General features: G+C 40.5%; 13 protein-coding genes. 8 read left to right on the top strand and 5 right to left on the bottom strand.

All coding sequences use genetic code 11. The features are described 5' to 3' along the window. The first annotated feature begins 69 nt into the window (after positions 1-69). From DPG01_RS01060 to DPG01_RS01050, 3 genes are all read left to right on the top strand, one after another. On the top strand, positions 70-984 hold the full coding sequence (locus DPG01_RS01060; protein ID WP_213065988.1) for a pseudouridine synthase: 915 nt from the start codon (positions 70-72) through the stop codon (positions 982-984). A gap of 113 nt (positions 985-1,097) precedes the next feature. Continuing rightward, complete coding sequence (locus DPG01_RS01055) at positions 1,098-1,433, top strand: type II toxin-antitoxin system RelB/DinJ family antitoxin (protein ID WP_086210159.1); 336 nt, start codon at positions 1,098-1,100, stop codon at positions 1,431-1,433. 94 nt (positions 1,434-1,527) lie between these two features. Then, positions 1,528-1,968, top strand: coding sequence for a GNAT family N-acetyltransferase (locus tag DPG01_RS01050; RefSeq protein WP_086210160.1), 441 nt, complete (start codon positions 1,528-1,530; stop codon positions 1,966-1,968). Positions 1,969-1,976: 8 nt separating this feature from the next. Here DPG01_RS01050 and DPG01_RS01045 read toward each other — a convergent pair whose 3' ends face one another. Next, positions 1,977-2,714, bottom strand: coding sequence for a pseudouridine synthase (locus DPG01_RS01045; protein ID WP_110973921.1), 738 nt, complete (start codon positions 2,712-2,714; stop codon positions 1,977-1,979). Positions 2,715-2,849: 135 nt separating this feature from the next. Here DPG01_RS01045 and DPG01_RS01040 point away from each other — a divergent pair, with 135 nt between their 5' ends. Further along, complete coding sequence (locus DPG01_RS01040) at positions 2,850-3,308, top strand: DUF441 domain-containing protein (protein ID WP_086210162.1); 459 nt, start codon at positions 2,850-2,852, stop codon at positions 3,306-3,308. Positions 3,309-3,556: 248 nt separating this feature from the next. After that, complete coding sequence (locus tag DPG01_RS01035) at positions 3,557-4,777, top strand: MFS transporter (protein WP_110973920.1); 1,221 nt, start codon at positions 3,557-3,559, stop codon at positions 4,775-4,777. An 87-nt stretch (positions 4,778-4,864) separates the two neighbouring features. Here DPG01_RS01035 and DPG01_RS01030 read toward each other — a convergent pair whose 3' ends face one another. The 3 genes from DPG01_RS01030 to DPG01_RS01020 form a co-directional block, all read right to left on the bottom strand. Then, positions 4,865-5,848, bottom strand: coding sequence for an ion transporter (locus DPG01_RS01030; RefSeq protein ID WP_086210164.1), 984 nt, complete (start codon positions 5,846-5,848; stop codon positions 4,865-4,867). Positions 5,849-5,949: 101 nt separating this feature from the next. Continuing rightward, positions 5,950-7,665, bottom strand: coding sequence for an AAA family ATPase (locus DPG01_RS01025; RefSeq protein ID WP_086210165.1), 1,716 nt, complete (start codon positions 7,663-7,665; stop codon positions 5,950-5,952). Between the two features lie 116 nt (positions 7,666-7,781). Continuing rightward, positions 7,782-9,755, bottom strand: coding sequence for a hypothetical protein (locus DPG01_RS01020; RefSeq protein WP_110973919.1), 1,974 nt, complete (start codon positions 9,753-9,755; stop codon positions 7,782-7,784). A gap of 238 nt (positions 9,756-9,993) precedes the next feature. Between DPG01_RS01020 and mdh the strand changes: the two genes are divergently transcribed. Together mdh and DPG01_RS01010 are read left to right on the top strand one after the other, a co-directional pair. Continuing rightward, positions 9,994-11,205 (top strand): iron-dependent methanol dehydrogenase, encoded by a 1,212-nt coding sequence (mdh, locus tag DPG01_RS01015; RefSeq protein ID WP_086210167.1) that lies wholly within the window; start codon positions 9,994-9,996, stop codon positions 11,203-11,205. A 192-nt stretch (positions 11,206-11,397) separates the two neighbouring features. Further along, complete coding sequence (locus DPG01_RS01010) at positions 11,398-12,369, top strand: alpha/beta hydrolase (protein WP_110973918.1); 972 nt, start codon at positions 11,398-11,400, stop codon at positions 12,367-12,369. Positions 12,370-12,414: 45 nt separating this feature from the next. Here the strand turns inward: DPG01_RS01010 and DPG01_RS01005 are convergent, their stop codons facing one another. After that, positions 12,415-13,590, bottom strand: a complete 1,176-nt coding sequence (locus tag DPG01_RS01005; protein WP_086210169.1) for a helix-turn-helix domain-containing protein — start codon at positions 13,588-13,590, stop codon at positions 12,415-12,417. A gap of 198 nt (positions 13,591-13,788) precedes the next feature. Here DPG01_RS01005 and DPG01_RS01000 point away from each other — a divergent pair, with 198 nt between their 5' ends. Next, positions 13,789-15,300, top strand: a complete 1,512-nt coding sequence (locus DPG01_RS01000; RefSeq protein WP_086210170.1) for an aldehyde dehydrogenase family protein — start codon at positions 13,789-13,791, stop codon at positions 15,298-15,300. Positions 15,301-15,409: the final 109 nt, after the last annotated feature.

Raw genomic sequence — 15,409 nt, 5'->3', positions numbered from 1 at the left:
TGCCCAAGTCGCAAGTTTGAAAACTCGTATTTTCCTGTATCAACCGCCTAGATATTACCTACAAAAAACATGTCCAACCACCAAACTTCTGAATTTTGTCCACCTATGCTCAATGGCGTCAGTGCCAGTAAGGTGTACTTACCTAAACTTCAACCTATGCCTAAAAGCATATTTGCTTATTTATGTGCGCAATTTCAGCACATTGGAGCTGCGGAATGGCGACAGCGTTTTCATGATGGCTTGGTCTATGACGCTGTAGGTAATGTGCTCAGCACAGATTCGGCATATCTTGAAAATCAACATGTGTTTTATTACCGCTTTTTAGCGCGTGAAATTGAAGTACCATTTCAGCATGAGATTTTATTTGAAAATGATCATTTCTTAGTGGTAAATAAGCCGCATTTTCTAACTATCAGCCCAACGGGACAATATGTTCAACAAACTCTTTTAGTTCGCCTAAAACAACAGACAGGTATTGAGCATTTAACCCCTATCCATCGCTTAGACCGTGAAACTGCAGGCTTAGTCCTTTTCTCCAAGCGCATTGAAACGCGTGGGGCTTATCAACAAATGTTTGCGGAACGGCGGGTGCAAAAGACCTACCATGCAATTGCACCTTTTAACCCAGAACTTAATTTCCCACGAACTGTAAGGTTACACATGCAAAAAGGTGAACCGTTCTACACTATGCGGGTATTAGACAAAGCACCCAATAGTGAAACAGATATTTCGCTGTTGGAATATGACTCAACATGGGCAAAATACGAGCTTAAACCACATACAGGAAAACAGCATCAACTGCGTGTACACCTTAATTCTTTAAGCTGCCCGATTAAAAATGACCCGTTCTATCCTAAAGTTGTACACAAAACCGACGATGATTTCAGCCAACCATTACAGCTTTTAGCCAAAAAATTATCATTTAAAGACCCAATAACTCAACAACTTATGCTGTTCAACTCTCACTTTGAATTGACACTGTAATATAATTGTCATTACAAAATAATTTAAAATTCCATTGTATGAATATTGAAATTACAATGAAATTGATTAAAATAACTTCTACCCTTTAAGTGATTCAAATTATTTAATAAATCATGAGAAAAACAGAAGTCTATCAAATTCGACTCGATTCCCAAGAAAAGAAACAAGCATTTGCCGTGTTTAAACAATTGGGGATTACACCTGCACAAGCCGTTCGTTTGTTCTTCAAACAAGTGGTTTTAACCAAATCTATCCCATTTTCAATTGAAAATCAGAACATCAACTTAGAGCAACTCATTAAATTACGTAAGTTAAAGCAAGAACAAAAAGCAGTCGAACAAATCACAAGCCCCGACTCTACAGCCACTAATGATTTATTTGCCGATGATGAACACATTGATCTATTTGAAGAATTAGCTGCAATTTTGGGTGAGAGTGACAAAACTTAACAGTGTTGCATTTCTAAACAAATTTTAGAAATATCCTGTTCAAAACTTCGGTATGCTTCATGTAAACATTATAAAAAACAGCATGGAGTAATACATGATCGTAAGACGTGCCACCTTAGAAGACTTAGAAAAACTTGCTGTATTATTCGATGAATATCGCCAATTCTATGGCGCATCTTCCAACTTAAGCCTTTCCCAAAAGTTCCTCAAACTTCGTCTTGAAAATGAACAAAGCGTGATTTTTATTCATGTCAAAGACGATGTGATTACTGGTTTTGTCTTATTATACTTAGGCTTTTCTTCCGTGGCTTGTGCAACGTATTATATTTTAGATGATGTCTATGTCTCACCGCCACATCGTCGTCATGGCTCTGCAAAACAACTCATTGATACCGCAATTTTGTTTGCTCGTCATGAAAAAGCGATTCGCATAACACTTGAAACGCAAAAAAATAACTACCAGTCCCACAGCCTATATGAAGCCATGGGCTTTGTAGCGGATAGCGAATTTAAAACCTATCACTGCTTCTTATAGCTACTGATTTATATGCCGTTTTCATGAGGGCTGCTATGACGAGTCTTGGCTAAAGCGACTTGTTCCTCATTTAAATACACCCATCTTCCCTCGACTAAATCAGACAATGTGATTAAGTCGAGTTCTCCAATTTGCTGACGATGCAAACATTCCACCTTATTGCCGACAGCTGCAAGCATACGCTTTACTTGATGATACACTCCCTGATGCACCGTCATTTGCAGTTCACATTCAGCTAATCGTTTTACCCCTGTTGCTGCAAATATCCCTTTTTCATTACGTAACTCAACGCCTTGTTCTAACTGCTGGATTTGTTCATCTGTAAGAGGATCAGCCGTTTGCATGCGATACACTTTGGCCACATGCTTTTTAGGATGTGTCAATGCCTGTAAGAATTGACCATCATCAGTAAGCAACAACAAGCCAGTCGTGTCTTGATCCAGACGTCCAACACACTGAATACCACGATTCAAGAGCACATCATCAAACAAATCGAAAACACTAAAGTGGTGTGTTGCCTGATGTGAACATTCATAACCCTGAGGTTTATTTAAGGCAATATAGACTTTTTCACGATATTCAAAACTCTCATCATGTACTTTGAAGTGCAAACCATCTAATTTGAGTTTATGTTTAGGGTCTGTAATGATCTGCCCATCAATTTCGATGGTTGCATTTTTAATCAACTGTTGGCAATGCTTCCGCGAACCGAATCCTTGCGACTGCAACATTTTTTCCAACAGCATCAGCACACCACTTTTTCAAATAAAGGCTCATTTTATACTGAAATACAGGAACATCAATCAAAGGACTCGGATCATTCGGCAGACTGGCTAAAAAAACGTTACAATGCACATGTTTTTTTGACCAGTCTCCCCCCTATGCCGAACTTAGATTTGAACCTGATCGTCCTCCTCATCCTGCTGGCTTGCGGTATTTTCAGTCACAATTCTGCGGTAACCATTGCTGCGGCTGTACTCATTATTTTACGCATGACGCCACTGAGCGAATACTTCCCACTAATCCAACAACATGGATTAAATATCGGCATTATTATTTTAACGATTGCCGTTTTAGTGCCTATTGCCAGTGGTAAAATTAGCGGTGAAAGTATTTTTAAATCTTTCTTAAGCCTTAAATCATTATTAGCGATTGCGATTGGCGTTTTAGTTGCGTGGTTAGGTGGACGCGGTGTGAAACTCATGTCGAATCAACCAGATGTAGTTGCAGGTCTGTTGGTTGGAACTGTAGCAGGGGTTGCATTACTGCGTGGTGTACCTGTGGGCCCATTAATTGCCGCAGGTCTTCTGACCTTATTAATTGGGACGGGACAATCTTAAATACATGTATCGTAGCTGAAGTCACATTTCAAATATTCACTGAGTTGGCGCTATTTTTGCTTTATCTAAATTAGGCATGACTTTATGGAATAATCAATTAAATGTAGACAAACCAATAGATACTGTATTTAAGAATACTCAGGCATCGCATAGATTTTAGTGTTATTGAATTAACTTATAATATTTTTGAACAACCTAATTTTTATGTGATAAAGAACGTATAATATTTTTCATTTCACTCTCTATTTATGTCCATTCAAAAAAATAGCAGCCCATCAACAAGTCACTTATCTGTCATTATTTTAGCCTTGGCACTCGGTGGTTTTTGTATTGGTACGACTGAATTCGTTGCGATGGGACTCATCCAAGAGATATCGCAGAGTTTCAAGCTTAGTATCCCTATCACAGGGCATTTTATTAGTGCTTATGCTTTGGGCGTGACAATTGGCGCGCCTGTCATTGCCATTTTGGCTGCAAAAGTGCCACGAAAAACACTTCTAATTGGACTCATGTTGTTTTATGGCATTGCCAATGCAAGCACCGCACTTGCAAATAGTTATGAGTCTATGCTGATTTCTCGTTTTATCGCAGGCTTTCCACATGGCGCATACTTTGGTATTGCTGCTCTCGTGGTTGCAGAGTTTGCTGGTAAACAAAAGCGTGCTTTTGCTGTTGCAATGCTGATGATGGGCCTAAATGTCGCGACCGTGATTGGCGTACCTCTTGCAACTTGGCTCGGACAACTCTATGGTTGGCGGGCAGGTTTTGAGTTTTCGGCATCTATCGCATTTTTAACTGTTGTCGCGATTTGTTTTGGCCTACCCCAAATGCAACGTGATCACACTGCAAGCATTCAAAATGAGCTCCGCGGACTTAAAAATACACAAATGTGGATGACTCTTGCTGTAGGGGCAATTGGTTTTGGTGGACTCTTTTCGGTTTATAGTTATGTATCACCCATTTTGACTGAATATACCCATGCCAGCATTCAAGTTGTTCCTTTTGCACTGGCATGTATCGGGCTAGGTTTAGTGATTGGAGGTGCTGTTGCAGGACACTTTGCCGATAAAAACCTAAACAAAGCCATCATCTGGGTATTGATATCCAATGCCTGTTCTTATGTGCTTTGTGCATTATCAATGGATCATCTTGCGACGGCTCTTATTGCGCTATTTTTAGTGAGTTTCAGTATTGCTGGTCTAGGACCTTTACTGCAAACCCGCTTAATGGATGTTGCTGGTCATGCCCAAGGTCTAGCTGCTTCACTCAATCACTCTGCCTTTAATATTGCCAATGCTTTTGGTGCTTTTATTGGTGGCTGGCTCATTAGCCAAAATCTGGGCTGGTTAGCACCGATTTGGGTAGGTACCTTATTAAGTCTAGGCGGTCTAATCATCTTGCTACTCGCCTTTCAGCATGAAAAAAAGTCAATGTCTATATCTAAAGATGATGTAAATCAAACCTGTTAGACCAATCTAGATTTCTATTCAGATAAAGTAAGGCATGTTTATCAACATTCGATTTGAACGTTGATAAACATGCCTCTTTACACCGATTTATTCAGGTAGCTTCTTCCCACAATGTGGACAATACGCATACTGATCACGCTCTTGCTTTAATGATTCTTCTTTTTGCTCACGTATAAGCTGCAAAATAATATCTTGTGTTTGTTCTTTGGTCAGTCCAACCTCTTTACGAACTTCCTCAATTTTTTCTGTTTCTAGGACAAAGTCAATGTCGCTATTCTGGATTAACTCTCGAAATCTGAGTTCTAGTTGTTCTTTGCGCTGCTCTAGTTCATTGGCCAAACCATTTGCCAAAATACCTGCGGGTAATGCTGCTAAACCTACACCTAAAATAGTAATGATCGCACCCAAGAAACGTCCTAGCGGTGTAATAGGTGTCACATCGCCATACCCTACGGTGGTCAGTGTAACCACAGCCCACCACATGGAAGCTGGAATAGAACTAAAAACCTCAGGTTGTGCCTGACTTTCAATCAAATACACCCCCGCAGCCGCCATAATGATCATAATCATTAAAATGAAAATAACCGCTTGAAATGAGCCTTTTTCGCGCTCAATGACCCGCAATAGAATTTGTAGAGAGACAAAGTAGCGGGTTAACTTGAGAAGTCGGAGCAAACGAACGATTCTTAAAAAACGTAAATCGAACTGAACAAAGAAGTTTAAATATGCAGGTAAAATCGCCAAGAGGTCGATAATTGCCCCGCCACTTTTGACCCAATTTAGGCGGTTTTTCCAATCCGACTCAAAACTATTAGCTTCAGCAATTGACCAAAAACGTAAGAGATATTCAATCGTAAAAACGATGATCGAGAAGATTTCAAAATAATAAAAAAAGTCCTGATACAACACATAGTACTTCTGTACCGACTCCAACAGCACAGCAGCAGCATTACTCATAATCAGTACAATGAGGAAATAGTTCAGCCCTCGGCTTAAGGGTGTCTCATAGTCTTCATTATGCAAATTGTTATAAACAAATTTGCGTAACATGTACCAAGCTGTCAATTTCATTACGATTTTACGTTATTCTTATCCCTTAAAATTCAGTTTAACCGAACTTAACAGCAAAGTAAGTAAGAAATTTCGGTATGAATCGTACAACTGCGGCAGCATTATTCAATATAGAGTAAGGCCAAGCGCACTTGGTCATAGCCCATACGCGGATTGGTTAACTCTACAATCGGACGTAGTTTAATTGCGCCATCTTCACTAAAGTGTTCAGCTTGCTGACGTTTCATGAGACGTTTATAAATTTTTCGCACTTGCTCTACCACTTCTTCGCCTGGATGAGCTACAGAAATGTCCAAGCCCTGTTCTTTATGTAGCTTCGCCAAATGGTTGATAATCGTTGCAGCCGTCAACCCTCGCTCTTGGGCGATATCGGCAATTTCATAACCACCTTCAAAAAGTTCACGTGTTTCATCGAGTGTTGCAGAAGCATAGTTGGCTTTACCTGCATTACGGGCAATTTTCTTTTCATTACGCTCAATCTCAACTTCATTGAGCGTTCCGCCACAGTGACGAATAAAGGCCTTGTGTTGTGGCTCTAGATCAATGACCTCAAAGTGTGTTTCAGCTTCATCGGAAAGTTCTTGGAAACGTCGATCTGCTTTAATGGCAAGACTGTCTAGCTCTAAGGCTTGTTCATTAAAACCCAGTAGTCTTAAACCATCCAAAGTCTTTAACCGTGACAAAGCCACATAGCCCTGTCCTTTTTCAAAAGTATGGCTCAGGTTAATTTCTGCTGCTGCTAAAGTCATGCCTTGAGATTTGTGAATGGTGATGGCCCACGCTAAGCGCAATGGAATCTGCTGAAAACTGGCAATGGTTTTACCTGCATCATTGTCCACCGACCATGTTTCAGGCTCAACCACCAGTACTGTACCATCAGTCAGTTTTACTTTTGGTAAGACTCCGAAATCATCATCTTCTTCAAAGCCGACCACCTCGCCCAAACTACCGTTAATATAACCCACGTCAAAGTTGTTTTTTACAAACATCACTTTGGCATTTTTCTTGAGAGTGAGGTTTTCAGGTGCGCGCACAGACGACTTTAACGTTTCAATAAGCTTGTCATTGCCATCACACACCGCCTCAAACTGACGACCTTCATTTTCAATTTCATTCAAATGTTTGAAGTTGATGGTGTCCACGTCCATATTATGTGTGTATAAACGTGTGAATGTTTCACCAATATCCTGCTGACGTGTGGCTTGTAAAGCTTGCAAATGCTCGGAGCGGATCGTTTGGCTACGGATAGCATTTAAAATATCGTTGAGGTAGTCATTGCCCTGACGGTGCTGCTCGGTCAAATAGCACACACGAAACTTGGCTTCCACCCAAGCATCAGACATAAAACAGAACTTATCGCGATTACGTTCTTCATTTTTCCCCACGGGCGGTAACTGGAAGAAATCTCCTGCAACAATGACCTGAATCCCACCAAATGGTTCTTCACTTTCTTTAAAGAATTTTAAAACTTTATTGACCAAATTGAGCTGTTTCGCATGTAGCATCGAAATTTCATCAATAATTAACACTTGGGCATTTTCTAAATGCTCTTTTAAATATTTACGTTCTTTCATGCGTTTGAGTTCATCTTCCCCTAACGCATCTTTAATACCTATACCAGCCCAAGTATGAATCGTCATACCATTCATATGTGTTGCAGCTATACCTGTAGAGGCTGTGATCGCCACAGGCACTTTACGGGCTTTTAAGTAATTAATGTATTGGTTCAATGTATAGGTTTTTCCTGCACCAGCGGAACCAGTTAAAAAGACATTTTCGCCCGCTTTTAGAAGTTTGAGTGCAGTTTCTTGCTTCATAAGACCTATACCATTGATGAACGGCTATAGCCTACCGAGTTTTTGCTAAAAAGTTAAGCAGATCTCGTCATATAGAAGTTCTTGTGCGACAAATTAAGTCGAGTGTTGTTGAAATTTTAACAGCCCTCTTGTCGTTCTTGGTTGAGCATCGCAATAAACTGCTCTGCCACTAACACATCGTCAGGAAGTGCCTTTTGGTTGTTTGGATATTCCAACTGATCAAATAACAACTGCCCCGCGATATAATAGCAGCCAAGTGTTAAGTGGCGCTGTGCATCCGTATGACTCATATGAAAGGCCACGTATTCATTGACAATAATTCGTTCAGCAAAGCTTGCCGCTAAACAATGTCTAAACCGACGAGACTCTGCGATGATGCGATCAATATCTTTAAGCTCCTCAAATACCCAACTTTCAATAAAATAATAAGCTTCATGACTGATCGGTTGCCATGACACATGGCCGACTTTCCGTTTCAGTTCAGCAAGTAACTCTTGGCTATGTAATTGATCATGCCATTGCACAGCCTGATGAAATAGGCCATTCCATGTGACATTTTTTAAAACATCCTTTTGCGTCTCGAAATGTTCAGGTAAATAATCCCGGACATAAGCATCAAACACCGAAACCCGCAATGGCGGATGATTCAGATAAAAAAGTTGTCTAAAGCTTTCGATAGGCAGTTTGTACTGCTGCAATTGGCGATAAAAATCACGATGTTGTTGGTTTTCTTCACTAAAATAAATCGCTAATTCAACAGGTAGTTTTTGTGCAATTTTATCTAAATGCTGAATGTAAGCCTGCATGACTCGACTCAATTTTGTATAAACTTTTTTACCCCATTCGGGTTGCTGCTGTACTACACGGTGCAGTAGTTCTAACCATTCATCCAAATACAAAATCGACGGGCTGATTGCTATACGCTGATCATCCATATCTTGGCGTCTATTTTTTAAGACGACATGCTGGTTGGCTTCCAACTCAAACCATTGCTGTTCTATAGCATGTTCATAACAGCTTTGGATAAACAAACGTGCTGCAACATGCTGAAAGTACCTTAAAGCTACTAAAATAATTTCAGGATGATAAGACTGTGTATCCAAATAACTCAAAGCAGTCACAGCAACACGTACACTACTATGTTGAATGTTGTGGCTAACCCAGTCTGTCACGACAGCTTTTTGTTTGAATAGCCAATTCACTGTACGTTTTTCATCGAAAATAGGGAGTTTAGCAACTTTTTTTTGCCAAACTTTGGTCTGCACCTCTAAAAAATGTTGCTTTGCCAGCAAATCAGGCAATGACCAAAGATCACGATTCATTAAACGTGCAAAACCCAACAGTTCAGGCTGCTCTTTCGCATGCGGATACAGTAAATAAATATCATGCCCATGATCTATCAGCTCTTGTAAACAAAAACGTTCAGGAAATGCTGTTTCTACGATGCGATAAACATGTGGTTCTAGAAATTGCTTGGCACTAAAACACAGCTCATCATAACTATGCATCAAGGACTGAATAGGCAGAATATCCTCTGCTTGATCTGCATCTAAGTAACATAACTGCTCAAGTAAAGTCAGCAAATTGTTATCCGTTGCTGAAAGTTCTATTCTGCCCACATATTGACACAGTTGCTGAAAGAGCTCTGCATGGCTGTGCTCTATTTCAGTCAAAATCGTTTGGATTCGGCTTAGCCCCCCAACCACAACAAAAACCTGTTGCAATAACAACTGGCGTAACTGTTTTACTTTATTACGTAAATACAAAGAATGCTGTGGAGTCTGCTCACCCACCCAGAAGACAATGTCATGTAAACAAAACTCTTCAAGTGATTCAGCGTAGTGCCCCTTATACATAAACTGTGGGACACAAATCGTTTTGTTTTCGGTCGGTGGATAGAACTGAATATGAAAGCAATGGTTTAAAATTTGAATCTGGCGTTGCTTTGCATCAATCCCCAAAACATTGTGCACACTGAGCGTGGAGAGAAACATAGACTGCTCATGATAAAGCTGCTGAACACTCGGAACAACTTGCCTTAACACGACGGCAAAGTTTTGATATTGCTTAATCCTATCGTTTCTGTCCACAGTGAATCCTCATCGAATTTGGCGACGTTCATCCCGCTTCAAAACCAATATAAACAATTCCACACATGCAGGCTATGCCTTTTCATCATAGCTATTTTTTCGATTTAGAATCAGTATTTTCCATTTCCTTACGTATGGTAGGTATTTGGTAGGTACACAAGTTTTTTGAATCATTCGATACTCTAAAAACGGTAATGAGCACCGATAACAACATAAATATGGTAAAAGGAATCGCACCATGGCTTTTAAAAATATTGCAGATCAAACGAACGGTTTTTATATCCCTTGTGTTTCACTGTTTGGCCCAGGCTGTGCCAAAGAAATTGGTGGTAAAGCACAAAACCTCGGTGCGAAGAAAGCACTGATCGTAACCGATGCTGGCTTATTCAAATTTGGCGTAGCAGACACCATCGCAGGATATCTCAAAGATGCTGGTGTTGATAGTCATATCTTCCCAGGTGCGGAACCAAACCCAACTGACATTAACGTACATAACGGTGTAACTGCTTATAATGAGCAAGGTTGTGACTTTATCGTGTCTTTAGGCGGTGGTTCGTCTCATGACTGCGCAAAAGGTATTGGGCTTGTCACTGCTGGTGGTGGTCATATTCGTGACTACGAAGGGATTGATAAAAGCACCGTTCCAATGACTCCTCTGATTGCAATCAACACAACAGCAGGTACAGCTTCAGAAATGACGCGCTTCTGTATTATTACCAATACAGATACTCATGTAAAAATGGCGATTGTAGACTGGCGCTGTACTCCTCTTATTGCAATTGATGATCCTAAACTAATGATTGCAAAACCTGCAAGCTTAACAGCAGCAACAGGTATGGATGCATTAACCCATGCGGTAGAGGCTTATGTATCAACAGCTGCTAACCCAATTACCGATGCTTGTGCCGAGAAAGCCATTTCGATGATCAGTGAGTGGTTAAGCCCAGCCGTTGCAAACGGTGAGAACCTTGAAGCACGTGATGCCATGAGTTATGCACAATACTTAGCAGGTATGGCATTTAACAATGCATCTCTAGGTTATGTTCATGCAATGGCACACCAACTTGGTGGCTTCTATAACCTACCACACGGTGTATGTAACGCAGTTTTACTGCCACATGTATGTGAGTTCAACTTAATTGCCTGCCCTGATCGTTATGCACGTATTGCAGAACTGATGGGAGTCAACACCGCAGGTTTAACTGTGACAGAAGCTGGCTATGCTGCCATTGATGCGATTCGTGAATTATCTGCATCTATTGGTATTCCATCAAGCTTGTCTGAACTGGGTGTAAAAGAACAAGATTTGGGCATTATGTCTGAAAACGCGCAAAAAGATGCCTGCATGCTGACTAACCCTCGTAAAGCAACCCATGCTCAAGTGGTTGACATCTTTAAAGCGGCGCTCAAATCAAGTGCTTCAGTAGTAGATTTTAAAGCGGCTGTCTAAGTTCTCTCCTTAACACTTTGTTTGCTTTGACAATTTAAGTGGAATGAAACAGACGTCCATACTGTTTCATTCGGGTAAGCCTAATCCTTGCTTACCTTTGCACTTAAATTGTCTTTTTTTATTTGTGGTTGACAAAAATTCTGACTTCATCAAGGATAAGGGAACTCATGACAATAACAACCAGAGTGAACTATGTCAGCACTACAAAACCCGCTTGCGTATCAACCAGATGTCCTTGGTGAAGACTACGAACAACTCAAACTCAGTTTTGCTAATGACTACGAAGGTGAAGTTTGCGCAACTCTCATTCGTAAAAAAGCCACGCAAACCACAACCAAAGCAGTGCTGTATATTCATGGATTTATTGACTACTTCTTCCAAACAGAAATGGCTGAACAGTTCAATCAGCATGGTTACGACTTTTACGCACTTGATTTAAGAAAATATGGTCGCTCCCGTTTAAGCCATCAAAACTACTACAATGTCCGTGATCTGCGCGAATATGACGATGAAATTACTCAAGCTCTTGAGATTATAGGTGCTGAAGGTCATCTTTCTGTTGTACTGGTAGGACACTCGACTGGCGGTTTGATTACCACACTATATGCAGCGCACCATCCACAACACCCTCTAATCAAAGCGCTATGGGCCAACAGTCCTTTTTATGATTTTAATATGCATCCAATTAAACGCAAACTTGGCGTGCCACAACTCAGCCGACTTGCAAAGCATTTCCCAGACTTAAAATTTCCAAGTGAACTGAATAAGTGGTATGTACCAAGCCTACATCAAAGTGAACACGGCGAGTGGAACTTTGATTTGCAGTGGAAACAACCAAGTTATTCTATGGTTCGCATCAGTTTTGTCCGTGCCATCCATGAAGCGCAAAAAGAAATTCATCGTGGCGGTTTAAAGCTTTCTGTTCCTGCACTGATTATGCATTCACATCAAACACTCAACCCCAAAAAATGGGGCGTAGCTGCACAAACCAGTGATGTAATTTTAGATGTCAAAGACATTGAAAAACAGGCGAAAAATCTACAAGGTGACATCTGTGTCGAGACCATTCAAAATGGTTTACACGACTTAGTCTTATCTGCACCAGATGTTCGTGCCGAAGTCTATACCAAGCTATTTCAGTGGCTAGAACAAAAGAATATTTAATCGCAAAATTTTTATTAACCTATTCCATAACTCAAATCAAAACTATTAAATTTTGTATTTCTCAAGTAGCTGATGCGCCGGGTGTCCACTCGGTGTCAGCTCAATAAGTCGTTCAACAGCATCAATTGCTTCTGGGTAGCGTGCTACATGCTTAAAGAGCATATCAGTTTCATTGGCTTTAAAAATCGCGCTACTTAAACGTGACTCCAAACAGTCGCGCCATGCGCAAAGAAACGGACTTTCTGTTTTAGGCAATAACACACCTGAGCAAAGCTTTAAAGCCGTCTCGATATATGCAGCATCTAATGCCTGCTCTGCTTGTAGGAAATCTGCTTCTATATGCGCCAAAATTCGGTAAGGACGAGATCCCAACATTCCCCCCAACAAATCCCTTAATTGCGACATTTCTGCTTTAAGTGTGCCTATACTCACTTTTCGCTCACCATATAAAGCCTGATGTAAGGTATCTAAAGTCATACCTTGTGGACATAGCGCTAAAATAGTCAGAATTTCAATTTGACGTGGTGTGAGCACCATCACTTTGCCATTAAAAAGCACTTGTGGCACACCAAAAGCACGAATATACAGTTGTTGACGCTGGTATTCCAATAATGCTGTTTGAATGATAGATGCACAGCGCTCTGCTGCCAGTAAACCAAGGCTATTATGATTTTTCCATGTGGTCGATAAATCAATTACCCCCAAAACATGTTTTGAATAAGGGTCGATGATTGGTGCTGCATAGCAAACCCAATCATGGATGGAACTCATATAATGTTCATTAGAAAACACACAACTCGATTGTTGGGTTTTAAGTGACAATGCCAATGCATTAGTCCCCACCAACTCCTCTCTCCACTGCCCGCCTTCTACAAAATGTACACTTTCCGCAGCATTACGCATTTGCTTACTTGAAGCACTCCAAATAATCGTACTACCAATATCACCCACAGCAACGACCATTGAGGACTGCTGTGCAATATGCTTGAGCTCATCCGCGCAGTAACTTAAAGCATGTTGTAATGCTGAACCTTGTGACATCGAACCTTCAGAAATGGGCGCTGCAAAACGATCCTTAGGAATCTCTGCCGAATTAGAACGCTGCCACGAACTTGCAATGCTTTTTCCGAGCTGTTCAGCTTGTACCGTCGAAATACTGCTGCTGGTTCTAAGCTTTTCTATTTCTTGTCTTTTCTGTATTAAATGTTGCATTGCCATCATTCCTTATTCTCAAAACAATTCCTGATACACATCCACTGTATTGCATGGTTGTAAACATTTGTCGGAAGCTTGTAAACCTGCATCCTTCCAACCTTTTTCCAACCTTATATTAGGTATGCTACTTAAATATTGTACTGATGTACCTTATACCAAAGCTGTAGATGCTTTTAAAAAATCAATAAGCAAAGGAACTTCAATATGCGCTACGTAGACCCTAACCAACCTGGTTCAAAAGTAGAATTTAAAGCACAGTATGAAAACTTTATTGGTGGCGAGTGGGTTGCTCCAATAAAAGGTGAATACTTTGAAAATATCTCTCCTGTCGACGGTAAAGCCTTTACTAAAATCCCACGTTCATCTGCTGAAGATATTGAGCTTGCTCTCGATGCTGCACACAAAGCTAAAGCACAATGGAATAAATCTTCTCCAACTACACGTTCTAATTTACTCCTTAAAATTGCTGATCGTCTAGAGGAAAATCTAGAGAAATTGGCTGTAGCTGAAACTTGGGATAACGGTAAACCAGTACGTGAAACCTTAGCTGCAGATATTCCACTTGCAATTGATCATTTCCGATATTTTGCAAGTTGTATTCGTGCACAAGAAGGTGGTATTTCTGAAATTGATGAAGACACTATTGCCTATCACTTCCACGAGCCATTAGGTGTTGTGGGACAAATTATTCCATGGAACTTCCCAATTTTAATGGCAACATGGAAAATTGCTCCAGCCCTTGCAGCAGGTAACTGTATTGTTCTTAAACCAGCTGAGCAAACGCCTGTAAGTATTTTAGTCTTGGTTGAACTGATTCAAGACTTACTCCCACCAGGTATTTTAAACATTGTAAATGGTTATGGAGTTGAAGTAGGTCGTCCACTTGCAACTAACCCACGTATTGCAAAAATTGCATTCACAGGCTCAACCGCTGTTGGGCAAATGATTATGCAGTATGCAACTGAAAATATTATTCCAGTAACTTTAGAGCTTGGTGGTAAATCTCCTAACATCTTCTTTGAAGATATTATGGATCAAGACGATGATTATCTTGACAAAGCGCTTGAAGGCTTTGCTATGTTTGCGTTGAACCAAGGTGAGATTTGTACTTGCCCTTCACGTGCATTAGTTCAAGAAAGCATAGCCGATAAATTCTTGGAAAAAGCAATTGAACGTGTCAAACGCATCAAAACAGGTCACCCACTAGACACTGAAACGATGATTGGTGCACAAGCTTCTTTAGAACAACAAGAGAAAATTTTAGGCTGTATCGCAACAGGACGTAATGAAGGTGCTCAATTACTGACGGGTGGTAGTGAACGTAATGAAGTGGGTACAGGTTTCTATATCGAACCAACCATTTTCAAAGGCACAAACGACATGAAAATTTTCCAAGAGGAAATTTTTGGACCAGTGCTTTCGGTTACAACGTTCAAAGACTTTGATGATGCGATTAAAATTGCAAATGACACCATTTACGGTCTAGGTGCAGGAGTATGGTCACGTTCTGCTCATACGTCTTATCGCGCGGGTCGTGCAATTGAAGCGGGTCGTGTTTGGACCAACTGTTATCATATCTACCCTGCGCATGCGGCATTTGGTGGTTACAAAAAATCTGGCATTGGTCGTGAAAACCACAAAATGATGCTTGATCATTACCAACAAACTAAAAACTTGCTTGTAAGCTATGCCACTAAACCAATGGGCTTCTTCTAAGCATAAATATATTTGTGCATGATGTGTTTAGGGTGATTCGTTACCCTAAACACCTTCAACCTTCAACCTTCAACCTTCAACCTTCAACCTTCAACCTTCAACCTTCAAC

The sequence above is a fragment of the Acinetobacter sp. WCHAc060042 genome (genome assembly GCF_003231195.1).
Taxonomy (GTDB): Bacteria; Pseudomonadota; Gammaproteobacteria; order Pseudomonadales; family Moraxellaceae; genus Acinetobacter.
This window is presented reverse-complemented; position numbering and strand designations above follow the sequence as displayed.

Bases quoted from the DNA above. Each gene is read 5' to 3' on its own strand.
- DPG01_RS01060 (WP_213065988.1), top strand. From the start codon at position 70: ATGTCCAACCACCAAACTTCTGAATTTTGTCCACCTATGCTCAATGGC.
- DPG01_RS01055 (WP_086210159.1), top strand. From the start codon at position 1,098: ATGAGAAAAACAGAAGTCTATCAAATTCGACTCGATTCCCAAGAAAAG.
- DPG01_RS01050 (WP_086210160.1), top strand. From the start codon at position 1,528: ATGATCGTAAGACGTGCCACCTTAGAAGACTTAGAAAAACTTGCTGTA.
- DPG01_RS01045 (WP_110973921.1), bottom strand. From the start codon at position 2,714: ATGCTGTTGGAAAAAATGTTGCAGTCGCAAGGATTCGGTTCGCGGAAG.
- DPG01_RS01040 (WP_086210162.1), top strand. From the start codon at position 2,850: ATGCCGAACTTAGATTTGAACCTGATCGTCCTCCTCATCCTGCTGGCT.
- DPG01_RS01035 (WP_110973920.1), top strand. From the start codon at position 3,557: ATGTCCATTCAAAAAAATAGCAGCCCATCAACAAGTCACTTATCTGTC.
- DPG01_RS01030 (WP_086210164.1), bottom strand. From the start codon at position 5,848: ATGAAATTGACAGCTTGGTACATGTTACGCAAATTTGTTTATAACAAT.
- DPG01_RS01025 (WP_086210165.1), bottom strand. From the start codon at position 7,665: ATGAAGCAAGAAACTGCACTCAAACTTCTAAAAGCGGGCGAAAATGTC.
- mdh (WP_086210167.1), top strand. From the start codon at position 9,994: ATGGCTTTTAAAAATATTGCAGATCAAACGAACGGTTTTTATATCCCT.
- DPG01_RS01010 (WP_110973918.1), top strand. From the start codon at position 11,398: ATGTCAGCACTACAAAACCCGCTTGCGTATCAACCAGATGTCCTTGGT.
- DPG01_RS01005 (WP_086210169.1), bottom strand. From the start codon at position 13,590: ATGATGGCAATGCAACATTTAATACAGAAAAGACAAGAAATAGAAAAG.
- DPG01_RS01000 (WP_086210170.1), top strand. From the start codon at position 13,789: ATGCGCTACGTAGACCCTAACCAACCTGGTTCAAAAGTAGAATTTAAA.